This window comes from Gracilibacillus pellucidus (assembly GCF_033949965.1).
Lineage (GTDB): Bacteria > Bacillota > Bacilli > Bacillales > Amphibacillaceae > Gracilibacillus > Gracilibacillus pellucidus.
Window position 1 is genome coordinate 132,241 of the sequence record NZ_JAWZSR010000010.1, and the last position, 14,995, is coordinate 147,235.

The 14,995-nt window shown below is 35.0% G+C and carries 18 protein-coding genes and 1 pseudogene; 15 read left to right on the forward strand and 4 right to left on the reverse strand.

Annotated features, from left to right (window positions below; genetic code table 11):
* Positions 1–325: 325 nt before the first annotated feature.
* Genes SH601_RS15100 through SH601_RS15120 form a run of 5 tightly spaced genes read left to right on the forward strand, consistent with a single transcriptional unit; the run spans position 326 to position 4,302 of the window.
* Positions 326–1,027, forward strand: coding sequence for a response regulator transcription factor (locus SH601_RS15100; RefSeq protein ID WP_319959160.1), 702 nt, complete (start codon positions 326–328; stop codon positions 1,025–1,027).
* Positions 1,024–2,493 (forward strand): HAMP domain-containing sensor histidine kinase, encoded by a 1,470-nt coding sequence (locus tag SH601_RS15105; RefSeq protein ID WP_319959161.1) that lies wholly within the window; start codon positions 1,024–1,026, stop codon positions 2,491–2,493. The genes SH601_RS15100 and SH601_RS15105 overlap by 4 nt, the downstream gene beginning before the upstream one ends.
* A gap of 1 nt (position 2,494) precedes the next feature.
* Positions 2,495–3,574 carry a LolA family protein gene (locus tag SH601_RS15110; RefSeq protein ID WP_319959162.1) on the forward strand — a complete coding sequence of 360 codons (1,080 nt, stop codon included), beginning with the start codon at positions 2,495–2,497 and terminating at the stop codon, positions 3,572–3,574.
* Between the two features lie 2 nt (positions 3,575–3,576).
* On the forward strand, positions 3,577–4,080 hold the full coding sequence (locus SH601_RS15115) for an RNA polymerase sigma factor (RefSeq protein ID WP_319959163.1): 504 nt from the start codon (positions 3,577–3,579) through the stop codon (positions 4,078–4,080).
* A gap of 39 nt (positions 4,081–4,119) precedes the next feature.
* Positions 4,120–4,302: a hypothetical protein gene (locus SH601_RS15120; protein WP_319959164.1), complete on the forward strand. Its 183-nt coding sequence runs from the start codon at positions 4,120–4,122 to the stop codon at positions 4,300–4,302.
* Between the two features lie 103 nt (positions 4,303–4,405).
* Here SH601_RS15120 and SH601_RS15125 read toward each other — a convergent pair whose 3' ends face one another.
* The 4 genes from SH601_RS15125 to SH601_RS15140 are packed head-to-tail and all read right to left on the reverse strand — an operon-like array spanning position 4,406 to position 7,587.
* Positions 4,406–5,626: an ABC transporter permease gene (locus SH601_RS15125; RefSeq protein ID WP_319959165.1), complete on the reverse strand. Its 1,221-nt coding sequence runs from the start codon at positions 5,624–5,626 to the stop codon at positions 4,406–4,408.
* A complete protein-coding gene (locus tag SH601_RS15130; RefSeq protein ID WP_319959166.1) occupies positions 5,619–6,545 on the reverse strand; it encodes an ABC transporter ATP-binding protein in 927 nt (308 codons plus the stop codon). The genes SH601_RS15125 and SH601_RS15130 overlap by 8 nt, the downstream gene beginning before the upstream one ends.
* Positions 6,542–7,273, reverse strand: coding sequence for a DUF2812 domain-containing protein (locus SH601_RS15135; RefSeq protein WP_319959167.1), 732 nt, complete (start codon positions 7,271–7,273; stop codon positions 6,542–6,544). The genes SH601_RS15130 and SH601_RS15135 overlap by 4 nt, the downstream gene beginning before the upstream one ends.
* Positions 7,270–7,587, reverse strand: a complete 318-nt coding sequence (locus tag SH601_RS15140; RefSeq protein WP_319959168.1) for a PadR family transcriptional regulator — start codon at positions 7,585–7,587, stop codon at positions 7,270–7,272. Before SH601_RS15140 ends, SH601_RS15135 begins: the two co-directional genes overlap by 4 nt.
* 491 nt (positions 7,588–8,078) lie before the next feature.
* Here SH601_RS15140 and SH601_RS15145 point away from each other — a divergent pair, with 491 nt between their 5' ends.
* The 10 genes and pseudogenes from SH601_RS15145 (at position 8,079) to SH601_RS15185 (ending at position 14,835) form a co-directional block, all read left to right on the forward strand.
* Positions 8,079–8,594: an HXXEE domain-containing protein gene (locus SH601_RS15145; RefSeq protein ID WP_319959169.1), complete on the forward strand. Its 516-nt coding sequence runs from the start codon at positions 8,079–8,081 to the stop codon at positions 8,592–8,594.
* Positions 8,595–8,943: 349 nt separating this feature from the next.
* Positions 8,944–9,241 (forward strand): annotated as a pseudogene (locus SH601_RS15150) (peptide ABC transporter permease); the annotation flags it as partial.
* A 356-nt stretch (positions 9,242–9,597) separates the two neighbouring features.
* The gene (locus tag SH601_RS15155; RefSeq protein WP_319959170.1) at positions 9,598–10,197 is read left to right on the forward strand and encodes a DUF6241 domain-containing protein; all 600 of its coding nucleotides are present in this window, start codon (positions 9,598–9,600) and stop codon (positions 10,195–10,197) included.
* Between the two features lie 69 nt (positions 10,198–10,266).
* On the forward strand, positions 10,267–10,557 hold the full coding sequence (locus SH601_RS17675; RefSeq protein WP_413775137.1) for an RDD family protein: 291 nt from the start codon (positions 10,267–10,269) through the stop codon (positions 10,555–10,557).
* Between the two features lie 65 nt (positions 10,558–10,622).
* Positions 10,623–11,537, forward strand: a complete 915-nt coding sequence (locus SH601_RS15160; protein ID WP_319959171.1) for an ABC transporter ATP-binding protein — start codon at positions 10,623–10,625, stop codon at positions 11,535–11,537.
* Positions 11,534–12,268: a hypothetical protein gene (locus SH601_RS15165; RefSeq protein ID WP_319959172.1), complete on the forward strand. Its 735-nt coding sequence runs from the start codon at positions 11,534–11,536 to the stop codon at positions 12,266–12,268. The genes SH601_RS15160 and SH601_RS15165 overlap by 4 nt, the downstream gene beginning before the upstream one ends.
* Positions 12,269–12,286: 18 nt before the next feature.
* The gene (locus tag SH601_RS15170; RefSeq protein ID WP_319959173.1) at positions 12,287–12,997 is read left to right on the forward strand and encodes an ABC transporter permease; all 711 of its coding nucleotides are present in this window, start codon (positions 12,287–12,289) and stop codon (positions 12,995–12,997) included.
* Positions 12,998–13,137: 140 nt separating this feature from the next.
* Positions 13,138–13,587, forward strand: a complete 450-nt coding sequence (locus tag SH601_RS15175; RefSeq protein WP_319959174.1) for a Dps family protein — start codon at positions 13,138–13,140, stop codon at positions 13,585–13,587.
* 570 nt (positions 13,588–14,157) lie between these two features.
* On the forward strand, positions 14,158–14,247 hold the full coding sequence (locus SH601_RS15180; RefSeq protein ID WP_319959180.1) for a putative holin-like toxin: 90 nt from the start codon (positions 14,158–14,160) through the stop codon (positions 14,245–14,247).
* 492 nt (positions 14,248–14,739) lie between these two features.
* Complete coding sequence (locus tag SH601_RS15185; protein WP_319959175.1) at positions 14,740–14,835, forward strand: putative holin-like toxin; 96 nt, start codon at positions 14,740–14,742, stop codon at positions 14,833–14,835.
* Positions 14,836–14,995: the final 160 nt, after the last annotated feature.

A 14,995-nucleotide genomic window follows, 5' to 3' on the forward strand; every position in this document is an offset into this window, starting at 1 on the left:
TAGAGTAAAGCGGATTACTATATACGTCAACTTGTACCATTATTTTGTGTGGAATGAAAACAATTATGTGTTTATGGTGAGGAGCATTATCCCCAATCAGCTAAAATTAATGTTGCTAATAAAGCGAAAGTATATGGATGACAAATTCCATCCTTTTGAATACAGAAAATTTGGTGGAATAAGGTAGCTTAATGCTAAACTTAACCATGGAGTAATAGAAGAAAAGGAGCTCGTCTTCATGCTCCATAATTATAAAATAATTATTAAATGTTCAATCATAGCTGAAAATTGTTTTACAATCAATAGTGTGAGAGGGGTAGTTACCATGGTTTCTATTTTACTTGTAGAAGATGATAAAGAGATTGCTAGAATTTGTAGAGATCATCTTCTTCGGCACGGTATGGATGTCACCTGGGCGTCAACCGGAAAAGAAGGTTGGGAGGATTTTAATCAAAAAAGGTACGATTTAGTACTTGTTGACCTTATGCTCCCAGAGATGGATGGTTTTCAACTTTGTAAAAATATTCGCCTGAATAGTGATATTCCACTGCTAATCATTAGTGCAAAGCTAGAAGAAGAAGCAAAGATAAAGGGACTTGATCTAGGTGCAGACGATTATATTACAAAGCCTTTTAGCCTAACGGAATTGATGGCACGAGTGAAATCTCATTTGAGGAGATATCACCGTTATCAGGGGATTGCACCACAATCTAGTCAGTTAAATTTTAACAATGGGCTTGTACTTAACATGGAGCAACGACATGTAAGCATTGATGGTACAGAAATTTCGCTAACATCAAAAGAATTTGCTTTGTTGCAATTATTTGTTCAGCATCCTAATAGAACCTTTGCGAAATCTGAGTTATATCAACATGTCTGGGGTGAAGTGGAGGGAGTTGGAAACAACACGATTAATGTTCATATCAAAAGTTTGAGAAATAAACTTGGAGAGCGAATGAAAGACCCAAAATGGATTGAAACCATTTGGGGGACTGGTTATCGATTTATCGGAGAACAAATGCTATGAAAATTCGTACATGGTTAATCATTTCTTATTTAATTGTGATGTTATTGCCGCTAGCTGCCGCATATGGCTTTTTTATCTTAGTTCAAGAGTGGAATCAATCCAAAGAACTCACAGATACATTTGAATTATATGAGCGAATTGAATCGATCGAAGAAGCGTTACAGTCACCTACGCTTTACCAGTACAGTTCTAATAGCGATGTGGGTGAGCAATTATCAAGAGAGGTGGAAGCACCAGATATTAATATTACGCTTTATCGTCATGACGGATTGCTTATTTATCAAACAGATGCGGAAAAACTAACGCTGGATCCAGTCGATCGCCCCAATCTATTTAAAAGTCTCTATCAGTACGATTTGTCCTATGATTCATTAACCGTCAAAAAGCCCGTTTATCAAGATGATCAAATTGTGGGAATTTATGAAGTGAGTGTGGACCGATCGGAATGGGTGGACGGTGTACAAAACAGACGAAATATCATGGTTATCGTCTTATTCTCTCTCTTTTTAATGGTTTATATAGTAGTGATAGTGATCGTAAACCGAAAGTTAAATCGCCCATTAAATAAATTGATGAAAGGTATGTCCCTCTTTTCCTCGACACAGAAACCAATTTATTTTCAAGATAAGAAGAAGGATGAAATTGGACAACTGATGGAGCATTTTGAACAAATGCAAGAGGAAATTAAGGCGGCTCAACTTCAAACGAAACAAGAGCAAGAAGAGAAGCAATTAATGATGGCCTCCTTTTCGCATGATATAAAAACACCATTGACTTCTCTTCAGGCATATGCCGAAGCTTTGCAAGATGAAAACAGTTTAACGAACGAAGAGCGTAAAGAATATCTACAAATCATGAAAAATAAGTCCACTCATATTAAAGGGATGATTGAAGATCTGACCTTATATGCAAAGCTTCAATCAGCTCAATATGATATGGAACTTGCGAATGTTGATGCCGAGGAATTTTTCGACATGTTATTTGAAGGCTATGATGAACTAGCTAGAAAGCATCATGTTTATTTGCGAAAAACGAATGAAATTGCTGGAACATGTTATATGAACGACCAACAGATGGTACGGTATTTGGATAATTTGATGAGTAACGCCTTAAGATTTACCCCTCAAGGTGGGATGATAGGGATTGCAGCAGTAGGCACCGCTCAAGATTTACCTGATTGGGTCTTTTCAGAAGCAAAAGAAGACATCAACCAATTTCGAGAAGACAGAGGGATTCTTATCGTACAAAATGAGGGGCCAGGAATACAGGATAAAGAATCGATTTTTATGCCGTTTTTCCAAGGAGAAGAGGCAAGAACATCTGATAAGACGAAAAATACAGGCTTAGGATTAAATATTGCCAAACGAATTGCGGAGAAGCATCAGGGAGAAATGAAGCTGTGGTCATTAGAACACCGAGGGATTGTTATTGTAATGACATTTCAAATAGAGAAAGGAATGGAATGAGATGAAAAATAAATGGTGCATGATAATTATTGTGAGTTTCGGGTTGCTTTTAGCAGCATGTTCAGCGGAGGAGATTGGACAGTATTCACCAGATCAAGTTGTAGCAAAGGCTGTGGAAGTTAGTGAGGATATTAATGGGTATTATCTGAAAAGCGATTTAATTGTGTCCAAAGGGGAAGAAAAAATAGAAGATTCAGTTATGGAACAATGGACAGACAAAGAGAATTATCGAATTAAAACAATCTCAGAAACAGCAAATGGCGAAAGCTCAATGACGTTAAATGATGGAAAAACGATAACGATGTATTCTAGTTTACAGGATGAAGCTTTCACAATGGATGCATTAGATCCAAATGATACGTTAATCGGTCAATCTCCACGTGAAGAAATGGAACATACATTGAAGCACATAAGAGAAACACATGACATTGAGACAGTTGGTGATGAAGAAATAAACGGTTTTGACACGTATCACATTAAAGCCATTCCGAAAGAAGATGACATGCTTAGGGGTGAGGAAGAGTATTGGGTTGATAAAGAAAATTGGTTTGTTATTAGGACTCTTTCTAAGTCAGGTGATGTGACAGTTGAATATACCGTTACGGAATTAGAAATGAATCCTTCTTTCGATGAGGAAACTTTTACGATGGATATACCTGATGGAGTAAACATAGAGCCGATTGATGATAAGTATGCACCGGAAGAAACAACATTAGCAGCATTAGTTGAACTGTATGGTCAACCTGTTTTGACAAGTGAAGATTATGATTTAGCGAAAATAGATAAACTTGATATGGACAGCTTCGATAGAACAGAAGCAAATCAGGAGTTTACGAAAGATGGCGTTTCACAATTTATCTTAACGTCTTTTGAAGTGTCTGATGAGGATTTACCTGTCGATTTAGCTGCGGATAAAGAGTTAGAGGTCCGAGATGTAAAGGCTATTTATATTGACGATGTTATTAAAAATCTTATGTGGGATGAAGAAGGCATTCGTTATTCTATCTTAGCAAATAACGAAGAATTAACGAAAGAAGATTTAGTGGAAATCGCTGAGAACCTAGTATTTGTGGAGGAATAAAAATGTTGATGAAGTCATTACGCTTTTCTTTTACAGATATGTTTATTTTCAAGCCCTTCTTAAAAAAACATCAAACAACGGTCTATCGATGTTGCTATCTAATTGTCAATGAGCGCTCTTTAGCAGAGGAAATAACAAGAAAAGTCTTTGTGGCTTTATATCAGAAAGGGAATATTCGAAAAATGGATTGCTTTTCTCTCTATCAACAGTTGATTAGTTGTTTGGAAGAATCTTTGCTTGCTGATAGAGAAAAAATAACAAGCAGGATGCAGGATGTGCAAATCGCTCGTTCGTTTGTGAATAATGCAGTTGGCGTTCTATCCACTAAAGATAGAATGATACTAGGCTTGGCACATGTCTGTTCATTACCAGTAGAAGTCATTAGCTCATTATTAGATATTCCTATACGGGAAGTAAAAAAGAGCTTATATCATAGTCGAGAATTGTTAAACAAAAGAAGGGTAGGAGAACCATTGCCACTGTTACGTTTATCAGCCAAATCATGAAAAACGGACTGAATAGCAAGGGATGGAAGGAGGATACAAATGAGTAGTACTTTTCTCTTTATTATTGCGCTGGCAGCTATAGTGATATCGATCGCTCTGTCCCAAGAACTTATCAAGCCTTCGAAAAAACAGAACGGGCGAAAAATAGTAACATTAACAGCTGGAGGTTCCTTAGTAACATTAGTTCTGACAATCTCCCTTTTTCAAGGTATCCTGTTTTAATTCATTTTCCATCGTGCTAATTTCCTATGCTTAAAATAATCAGTGGGAGTTCAAAACTCCCACCGATTGAAGTATTGCTGTAACGAATCCTCATCTCTTGCGATTATGCACGAATCCACTTCCATATTTCCTTCGGTGTCGCATTTTTGCCGTACATTAATATGCCTGTTTTAAAAATCTTACCGGCAAGTTTCATGAAGATCCAGATGCTTACTAGTAAAATAATTAAGGAAATCATAATTTCCATCCATGGCCAGGTATCTAGCATAGATAGTCTTAATAATAATACTCCTGGCGCTGTAAAAGGAATATATGATCCAAGTTGGGCAAGTAAGCCGCTTGGCTCACTCAGTACAGGGCCAATAAAGATAAATGGGAGGAATGGAAGCATCATGACCATCCCTTGGAAGTTACCTGATGAAGACATATCCGCCATTGTTGCCCCAACCCCGACGAAAACTGCTGCAAACAGAAAATAACCTAATATAGCAATGATGACAAATAAGAGAAGCTCAGGTACTAGTAAATATTCGAATAAGGGAATATCAAGCTTCCAAAGTGCGTACGGAATCCCTAATCCTATATATACAACTAACTGCACCATGCCAAGTCCAAAGTAACCGATGATTTTTCCTTGCATCAGTTCACCTGGCGTAAGCGAAGATAAGATAATTTCTGCAACCTTGTCTTTCTTTTCTTGAGAAGCACTTTGGAAAGTATACATTCCAGTGAACACAATGGATAACAAGATAATTCCACCAAAGATTCCTGGTATGATCCGTTTTAACGAATCTTCACTTGAAAAAACACCGCCTGTTTCTTCCTCTACTACTGCTTCTTTGAATACTATGCCGTTTGAAATAGTGACTAATTCTTCTTCTGATAGACCTAATTGCTTTAGTTGTAATGATTGTAATGGATTAGTTAAAGCTTGGATTTCCTCCATGAAAGACGGACTTATATCCTCACTTGTATAGACAGAAAAGACGCCGCTTGCTAAAGAATGATCATCAAGCGTGATGTAGGCTGTATGTTGCCTTTCTTTTATGGCTTCTGGCGTCACGTCTGCATTATCATTTGCAGGTTCCAGCTCTAGATTTAATTCTAAAGCAGCCGCTGTTTCTTTCAGTGCATTCAGCGTATCAAGCTGGTCATTCACAAGCACATGTGTTACCGACTCTTCTTCTTCTGAACTTCCAAAAAGATTTACAATTAGCATAAAACCTATAATTAAGACTGGTGTTAAAAATAATCCGATCAAGAATGACTTGTTTTTTAAATTCCTTTTTATTTCCCATTTGGCAACCTTTAATGCATTACGCACGCTCATATTCCCCCTCATTTAACATATTTTGATCTGTCGCAATATCAATAAATATTTCGTGTAGGGAGATACGGTCAATGGATAACTCTTTTACTTCTAGTTGGTCTGGTAGCTGCTTTAACCAAGAAGCGATGTGGATATCCTTCGTTAAATACAAGATAGTAGTATCATCTCTTTGTTCAACTCGTTGAACGTCAGGTAAACCTTCTACATCTTCCCGTTTGTTTGTCCCTTTAATCGTACATTTGAAATTAGCGTATTCTTGCTTTACATCGTCCATCTTGCCATAAATCACTTTTTGCCCACGATGGATGAGAAACAGGCGATCACACATTTCTTCTACTAGGTTCATTTGATGAGAGGATAATAGAATGGCTGTCCCGTTTGCTGCTAAGTCTCTTATTTCCTGTTTAAACAACTCCTGACTGACTGGGTCTAATCCGGAAAAAGGTTCATCGAGAATCAAAAATGCTGGTTCATGGATGATGGAAGCAATAAATTGTACTTTTTGTCCCATTCCTTTCGATAATTCCTCCACAGAAGTCTTTTCCTTTCCTTCTAATCCAAATTTTTTCAAATAAGCAAGAGCCCGTTCTCTCGCTTTTTTGCGTGGATAATCTTTTAACTCTGCTAAATAGAGAAGAATATCCATTACTTGTACATTTTTATATAAGCCTCGTTCTTCAGGCAAATAGCCAACTTTATTACGTGGGATTTGCTGCTTTCCTTCGAAGGTGATGTTTCCCTCGTCTGGGTAGATAATCCCCATAATGTTACGAATAGTCGTGGATTTTCCCGCTCCATTAGGACCAAGAATGGCCATGATTTCCCCTTTGTTCACGTCAAATGAAATATCTTTAAGAATGGTAGTGTTTTTAAACGATTTCTTTAGATGGTCAACTTGTAAAAAGGCTTTCATATCTTTTCCCCCTTGTAAGAGAACTTATAGTATAGGGACATAATAATCCAAATTAATACTGGAAGTGCAATACCACCGATAGCCATACTAATGAACAACCTTAGTAAACTGTTTGGGCTGTTTGCTGTCAATAAAATAACGAATAACGGTGTGATAACAAAAAGGATAGCAACGCTTTTGGCTATTCTAGCTAAAATTATTTTTCCTTCTGCTTTCCACTTATTATGATAAGTTGTTAGTATAGTTCCAACGGTTGGTATCGTAATCGCAGTGAGAATGATAGCTATGACAATAAAAGTTATTTGTAAACCTTCTGAAGTTATCAATGACCCAAGCCAAAAGAGTGCAGTCATAAAACAAAGTAAAATGGCTGCATGTATTAACATTTTTCCTGAGTTCTCATGCTTTTCGGCTACTGTCTCGCGCTCAGTGTGAATAGGTTTTGTACCAGGTAATGCACGAAACAAGTGCATGTTTGCTTCTGATGTAACATGTGTCCAACCAGAAGCATGGAAAAAGTCAACGTATTCTTCCTTTTCTTCTGTGTCTAATAATTGATAATCGACACTATAAATATAATCAGTAGATGTTCCTTTTGTCAGTTTATATCCCATAAAAGCAAAAGTGCTGACATGCCAGCCTTTTAAAGAGAATTTTCGTAGCTTTTCCATATCCTTATTTTCTGAAAAAGCTAAACCACCTGACATCATATACTTGGTATTGCTCATTCTTCAGCCTCCTTTAATCCTTCTTCAGCAAGATTAATCATTAATTTTCTTAGCTGAATGTCTGCCTTTAAGATTTCTTTTCCTTTCTCTGTAAGTAAATATGTTTTCCGTCTAGCTTTAGAGCCATCATGAAGATAAATCCATTCTTGCTTTAATAATTTTTTAATTATCGTATACATGGAAGCAGGCCCTATCGTTATTTGTCCGAGTGATCGCTCTTCTATGAGATTCATGATGGCATAACCATGTCTAGGCTTTGTTAAGGCTGCCATAATGTAAAACATCGAATCTGTTAGTTGCTCATTTGCTTTCAACTGATCACCTCCTATATCAGTATATGATTAATTTTAATGTATCACTTTATGATATAGTTGTCTATAGATATATCATAAAATGATACAAAAAGGTGATCATCACGGTGCAATTTTTGTTCTTTCTCCGCGTATCTTTTACTACAATATATGATTGTTTACTTTAGGACGAGCGGATACGAAATCATTAAGTGTAATCAACCGTCTCTCTATTTTTTATCATCGAGTAGTATGAAAATAATTGTAAAATATTGTATGTTTCTTAGTTATAAGTTAATATATAAATCAGATGGTCTTTAGGGGAAAGTGAATCAATTACTTAAGTAACTTATTAGCTATTAGCTATTAGATAAGAGGTGATCTATGAACGGACTGAGCTCAGAATGGAATAGGATAAAAAGTGACTTCACAACATGTAATTCACTAACGGACATTTAACAAGTAGGACTAGAGAAAGAATGGTTGAGCGATTAATTTAATATGGGGGTATGGAAGTGGATGTAAATACACTAATTTTAACTTTTTTAGTTATTTTTATGCTGCATAATCTGGAGGAAATAATTATGGTTGAGAGGTGGGGGAAAGTAAATTACCCTCAAGTTAAAGATAAGATCCCATTTTTTATCCAAAAAGAACTAGAAAGTTTTATTCATGTAACAGCTGCACAGTTTGCGCTGATTGTTTTTATTATTTCTGTTTTTAGTTCGATCCTGCTCTTAGTTGCCGTTATAGGAGATTACATGTTTTTATTTTTAGGTATTGCCATGGTGTTTGCAATAAATATTTTTTCTCATCCAATACAGTCATTACTGTTAAGAACCTATACTCCAGGAGTTTTTACAAGTATTTTCTTAGTAATTCCTTATTACATAATACTGATTAATTATTTTCGTGTGGAATATTTTGTTGATATGAAAATGGTTTTTGGTGCCTTGGTTGTTGCTGCTGTATTTATACTCGTACTCATTTTGAGTCATATGATTGGAGAAAAAGTAGCAAAAAAACTATGAAACTAGTTGTTTGTTCAAGCCATTCACTTTGGTCAATTCATGATCAACATACTTATTTGCTAAATAAGTGCAAAAGTGATTTTGAGTATATACAGGACGGTGAAGAAATCAGGGTCCTTGGTTGTTCTAGTTTGTTCAATCTGTTGTTTGACAAATGAAGACTAGTCAATGGTTATAGAGACTTCTACTTAATACATTGGACAAAATGAGTAAGGATTGAACAGAGCGTGAATGCGCGCTTCTTATCATTTAATTTATCACGGTGCATGAGTCTATAATATCCCCACTTCAAGATTCGAGTGAAAACAAAGAAGCTAAGTGGGGGATAAACGGACGCTAATTCACTGATATATTGATCATAGGGACAATTAGCGTCTTAAGTCCTAATATATTAATAAGTATCGGTATCAGTATTGTTTATTGGATTACATCGATTATTTTAGTAGCAGTCAGTACAAAGCTATTTGGCCTTATTGCTCCATTTGAAGCAAGTAATACTATGTATTCGCGAATAGATAAAATACTACAATCTGATAGTATGACATTGGATGGTAGTGATTATCATCTTATACTTAGTATTCATAGTGATAATCAATTTAATTCTTCTTAGTTTTGCAAAGAAAAGATGGATAAAGTTAGGGATTTAATCTGATTGAAAAAATATAGTCGAGACGAAGAAGCTACTTTTGTTGGTAGTGGGAAATGCCCGCTAAAAAGGAGAAAGTAAAGGGGGGACGTAAATATATTGTCAGTGTGCCTAGTTCTATACATAATAATAGGCTTTATTAATGTCGCAATGTAAAACATCAAATCTGTTAATTGCTCTGGTGTTTTCCACCAATCCCTTCCCTACCTCATTATAGTATCTTAAAAAAATTGCAATAGATTGGTAAATCATGCACAATTAGTATATAAACTAACAACTATTGACAAAAAATAAAGAGAAGGAACGTGGAAGAAAGATAATTATAATGTTAAGAACGAGTTTGATGGGGGATAAAAGATGAAGAAAGTAGTCATTATTTTAGCTATTTTAGTAGTTGCTGTTGGTATTGCAATCTATAGCGGTGAAAAAATGGTTAATTGGTTTGGTGAGACGTGGCTAGGTGATAGAGAAAGTGAAGCGTCGGTTAAAATTCCTGAAAAGGAAGAAAATATAGAAGAAATGTCAGATGAGAAAGCGGAAGAAAAGGCAGATGAACAAGAACGTAATAGTGAGAGTCTGCAATCGGATTTGGAGGAAGCCCTAGATGCTATTCCAGAAGAGGAACTAGACTTGGGATTAGGGGATAATCCAACAGAAGATGAAATCATTAGTGTTATGCATAATATGAGCCATCAGAAAGTAAGAGCAGAAAAGAAATGGGGCAAGGCTCCTATGCACCAAAAGACGATTGAGCAAGTTTATGAAGTAATTAAAGACAGCAATTTTACTAAAAAAGAAGACTTGCTTGTTATCGTTGAAAGATGGAAGGATGGAGACTTCTCTAGAGTGGATAAAGATCATAATTATTTTTGGTCGGCTCAAGATGGAACGGTTGGAAAAGCGCATGGGTTATTAAGTGTAGCGGAGGAAATTGATTATATTGAGAGCAAATATTAGTTTTAAAATAATTAATTTGAGAGGATTTAACGATGAATCTTCACATAACATCACCTACTCATGTAAAAAATTAGCAAGCTTTTTAAAAAAGATGAACAATCACGTAAGTCATCATATCGGTTTTGTGCGGAAGATTTTTTTCCGGTTACTACAATGCAAGGAACTGTCGGGATGATATTGCTAGGTCTCAAACTTACCGACAGTCATTCTGGAAAGAAAATATCTATAAGTAAATCTTTTGTAAGATACATAGTTTCGTGTATTTCTTTTTTTATGTTAGGTATTGGCTTTCTGTTTGCTCTATTTACTGATAAACAAAAAACTTTTCATGACTGGGTAGCTAAAACACGAGTTGTTTAGTTGATTAATCAGCTAACAAGATGTCACATAATACACACATTTATAAGCTAAAAGGATGATCAAAGATGACCAATATAGAGATAGAAACATTACAAATTACAAAAACATATGATACTGAAACTGTTGTAAATAACTTGTCACTTAACATACCATCTGGTAGTATTTACGGTTTTTTGGGACCAAACGGAGCAGGGAAAACTACAACAATGCGAATGTTAGTAGGATTGATTAAACCAGATGACGGTATAATACGATACAGAGGAAAAGAATTACAGAAACATAAAAAAGCAATTTTAAAAAATATAGGATGTTTTATAGATACTCCTAGCTATTATCCGCATTTAACAGGTTATGAAAATCTGAAATATATTCAAAAAGTGATAAATTTACCTATAAGTGAAGTAGATAGAGTATTAGATGTAGTGAACTTAACTTTTGCAAAAAATAAAAAAGTTAAGGAATATTCTCTTGGGATGCGTCAACGACTAGGTCTTGCATTTTCCCTTCTTAATGATCCAGATATCATTATTTTAGATGAGCCTACGAATGGATTAGATCCGGAAGGGATTCATGAAATTAGAAATTTGTTGATTAATTTAAGTAAATATGAAAAGAAAACGATTATTGTTTCCAGCCACAATTTAGCTGAAATTGAATCGATGGCAACTCATATTGGTATGATAAATCAGGGAAATATGATTTATGAAGGAACGCTAAGAGATTTGTATGAAAAAACTTCGAATGAGTATACACTGATAGTGAATGAACCAGAGAAGGTCAAAGAAATACTCAATAGTCATTCTATTACTTATCGAGAAAATCTTAATGATATTGTAATGCAAACCAATCCAGAAGCAGCAGCAGAATTAAATAAGATATTTGCAAATCATGGAATAAAGGTATTTGAGCTTACCCAATCGAAAAAAACGTTAGAAGATGTATTCTTATCATTGACAGGAAAGGGAAGTGAATCTGTATGAAGTTTCTTCCACTAGTTACAGGAGAATTCACAAAAATCCCTAGGATTCTTCTTCTCTTTTGTACAGCTATTTTTGCTCTTATTCCTGTTTTAGTTAGTCTAATAGTTTATAAACAAGGTTATGATACATTTGCTGCTCAGGGGTTAGCAAATAGTTCTGGATTATTGTTATATTACCATTTTGTCAATAATTACTGTGTTGTAATTTTATCAGCTTTTCTCTGGTTTTTTATATACTCCAAAGAAAATAGTTATAATACTTGGAGTCTGTTGCTGACTAAAATTCCGTACACAGTCTCTATAATAGGTGCTAAATCTATAGTATTTATCGTCTACTATGTAATTTCAGTTATTATAGCTTATGGCTCTCTTTTAATTGTTTGTTTAATGCAAGGAATTTCAGTAGAATTTCGGACAATTTTTTCTTCTCTATTAATAAGTTTATTAATTACAATAAGTATTGGGTTCTTACAATTTATATTTCATACCATTATCCGGAATGGCTTGATTGCTTCATCGATTTCAATTGTATGGATTATTCTTTTGTTTTTATATAATAACTTTCCATATGCTGTTCAGTTATTGTTTCCATTATTCCTATCTACTACTGCAATTGAGCTAAGTAATCTAAAAGATATGTTCACCATTATATTTTTTGCTATAGGTTCCGGTCTATTTATTGTTGTAACTGTGCTGTTATCTGCTAAAAAGCAATTGTTTCAAACTGACTAGAAAGGGATGTTAATGGATATGCCAAATGGTGTGATAAATGAACTAAAGAAAACTAAACGAACCGGACTTTTACTGATAATAATAGTAAGCATGTTAGTTATGGTTACTCTTCAAGGGTCTCTAGGGTTAATTGCAGCTTCAGTGGATGAAAATAGTATTTATGTAACTGCTTTATCCATGTTTTTTCAATTATTTTTCCCAGTCATTGTGGCTCTTATAATTTCGATATCATTGTACAATGAAAAGAGGAATGAAGGGATTCTGATATATTATTATAATGCTTTTTCTTTAACTAGAGTATATTGGAATAAAGTGTGTTCTTTTCAAATTCAGGCATTAGCAGTTTATGTAATGTCTGTTATGCTTGCTATGCCATTCATTGTCTTAGAAGGTGGTAATCCTTTAGTCTATGTAATGAATAACCTCAATGGTATGTTTTATTCAGTAATTGGTATTATTGCGCTTGTAAATATTCAGTTTTTTATTTCTGTTATCTTAAATAATCAAATTTTATCTTTATCGATTGCGTTGTTGGGAACAATAGGAAATTTTTTTGTTGCACCTTCACCACTTTGGCCGTACTATCCATGGTCATATTTATACAGAATGCTTTATCATTCCACTATACAAGCTAATCAAATAGTGACAGTTGTTATTATTTTATTGATTTCATTGATTGCTATTCTCTTGAATACAAAAAGATTTAAAAAAAACATGCTTGTACAGTAAATAAATATAAAGATGCAGTTGGGTTATAATTAAGTGTAGCGGAGGAAATTGATTATATTGAGAGCAACTATTAATTTTTGCGTATAATTTCATCTCAACTCACAAAACATAAGGAAAATCTTGTGTGAGGTGGAGTATATATGGACAATCAAAAATTAATTAACTTTTTGAATCAATTATTATCCAATCATTTTGTGTTATATGTGAAGTTGCATCGTTATCATTGGTTTGTACAAGGACGGAATTTTTATCAGTTGCATGCTGTATTTGAGGAAATGTATGACCAGATTGCTGCTGACTTAGATGAGGTGGCGGAGCGAGTTTTAGCAATTGATGGGAAGCCACTTGCTGTGATGTCGAAGTATCTTGAAGAGACAACATTAGTGGAAGCAAGTGCTGATGATAAAGAGACAGAAATCATTGAGCAATTAATGGCCGATTATAAACAGGTTATTGCTGAAATCAAAGAAGAAGGGTTATCCTTAGCTGATGAGATAAAAGATGAGCCAACAGCTGATTTGCTGATTTCTTTGCAAGGTAGGTACGAAAAATATGTATGGATGTTATCAGCTTATTTGGCGTATGAATAATGGGATGTTTAAGGATGAGGCTATGCCGCTTGCGCGTAGTCTTTTTCTGAGTAATATAAGAAAAAAGTTGTCGAAAATATCTATTAATTAATTGAGATGTTATAATCGTTTTATCAATAGATCGGCTTCATATGAGAGGTGGCGCACCTTGTTATACCTTCTTTGGATACTTCCAAGAGAAGGGAGGTGACGCTTATGGACATAGCTAATACGTTAGCGCTCATGATATCCTTTGGGATGTTAATAGCGTTTATTATGTCCGACAAAAATAACAAAAGATAACCCCTCATATGCTTTTGCCAGGCTCTGAGGGATTATCTCCTAAAAGTGCCGCCCCCTCTTTATAGGGGTTCGGTCTATTGTAACCGTAGGCGGTGCAACGTCTACGGTTTTTAATAGGTTATGTCATTTCTAATGATATTATACCCGATTGTAGGAGTTTTAACAACTGCGGTTTCAGTTTATAAAAAAGAATGAATGTTCGTGTTTGCAGTGTTATGCTAATAAAGGATAATGTTCTTTTAGGGTAAGGTCGGCTAATCCCCAGAAAGGGGGGTGATGCTTATGAGTATGTATGAAAGTTTTATGGTACTATTTAGTTTTGGTACCTTCTTGCTTGCATTGCTCACTTTGATCTTGTCATTGATCAAACGAAAATAGACCTCCCTATTTGCCCATCAAGTAATTAGGAGAGGTCTATCCAAATCAAGATAGCCGATCCCTCTGGGGGAACCGCTTATCCATAACCCGTAGTGAAGGCTACGGGTTATTTAGTATATACACTTCTTAATTTTATTATAACATGTTTTTTCGTGATCTTGAATGGGATTTACTTGAGGTAAAGTCTTTTTTGAAAAAGTTGTTGAGAACCTCTATTAATTAACGGTGATGTTGATAGCGTTTATTATGTCCGACAAAAATAACAAAAGATAACCCCTCATATGCTGTTCACTAGGCTCTGAGGGATTATCTCCTAAAGTACCACCCCCTCTTTATAGGGGTTCGGTCTATTGTAATTGTAGGAGTTTTAACAACTGCGGTTTCAGTTTATAAAAAGAATGAATGTTCGTGTTTATTATGTTATGCTAATAAAGGATAATGTTCTTTTAGGGTAAGGTCGGCTAATCCCCATGGAAAAAGGGGGTGATGCTTATGAGTATGTATGAAAGTTTTATGGTACTATTTGGTTTTGGTACCTTCTTGATTGCATTGCTCGCTTTGATCGTATCACTGATCAAACGAAAATAGACCTCCCTATTTAATATGTACCCTATAGAGTAGACACTTTTAAAAAAGGACTGCTTTATAGGGTTCTTTTTTGTATACTTAAATAAAAATGGATTTGGGGGATCATGATGACTAAAAAGTATTTTACAGAAAAAGAAGTGAACGAACTATCAATAAATCC

Excerpts from the sequence above, each read along its gene's own strand:
- SH601_RS15120 (WP_319959164.1), top strand. The coding sequence starts at position 4,120 with ATGAGTAGTACTTTTCTCTTTATTATTGCGCTGGCAGCTATAGTGATA.
- SH601_RS15130 (WP_319959166.1), bottom strand. The coding sequence starts at position 6,545 with ATGAAAGCCTTTTTACAAGTTGACCATCTAAAGAAATCGTTTAAAAAC.
- SH601_RS15100 (WP_319959160.1), top strand. The coding sequence starts at position 326 with ATGGTTTCTATTTTACTTGTAGAAGATGATAAAGAGATTGCTAGAATT.
- SH601_RS15170 (WP_319959173.1), top strand. The coding sequence starts at position 12,287 with ATGCCAAATGGTGTGATAAATGAACTAAAGAAAACTAAACGAACCGGA.
- SH601_RS15135 (WP_319959167.1), bottom strand. The coding sequence starts at position 7,273 with ATGAGCAATACCAAGTATATGATGTCAGGTGGTTTAGCTTTTTCAGAA.
- SH601_RS15115 (WP_319959163.1), top strand. The coding sequence starts at position 3,577 with ATGTTGATGAAGTCATTACGCTTTTCTTTTACAGATATGTTTATTTTC.
- SH601_RS15155 (WP_319959170.1), top strand. The coding sequence starts at position 9,598 with ATGAAGAAAGTAGTCATTATTTTAGCTATTTTAGTAGTTGCTGTTGGT.
- SH601_RS15110 (WP_319959162.1), top strand. The coding sequence starts at position 2,495 with ATGAAAAATAAATGGTGCATGATAATTATTGTGAGTTTCGGGTTGCTT.
- SH601_RS15165 (WP_319959172.1), top strand. The coding sequence starts at position 11,534 with ATGAAGTTTCTTCCACTAGTTACAGGAGAATTCACAAAAATCCCTAGG.
- SH601_RS15175 (WP_319959174.1), top strand. The coding sequence starts at position 13,138 with ATGGACAATCAAAAATTAATTAACTTTTTGAATCAATTATTATCCAAT.
- SH601_RS15185 (WP_319959175.1), top strand. The coding sequence starts at position 14,740 with ATGAGTATGTATGAAAGTTTTATGGTACTATTTGGTTTTGGTACCTTC.
- SH601_RS15180 (WP_319959180.1), top strand. The coding sequence starts at position 14,158 with ATGTATGAAAGTTTTATGGTACTATTTAGTTTTGGTACCTTCTTGCTT.
- SH601_RS15160 (WP_319959171.1), top strand. The coding sequence starts at position 10,623 with ATGACCAATATAGAGATAGAAACATTACAAATTACAAAAACATATGAT.
- SH601_RS15105 (WP_319959161.1), top strand. The coding sequence starts at position 1,024 with ATGAAAATTCGTACATGGTTAATCATTTCTTATTTAATTGTGATGTTA.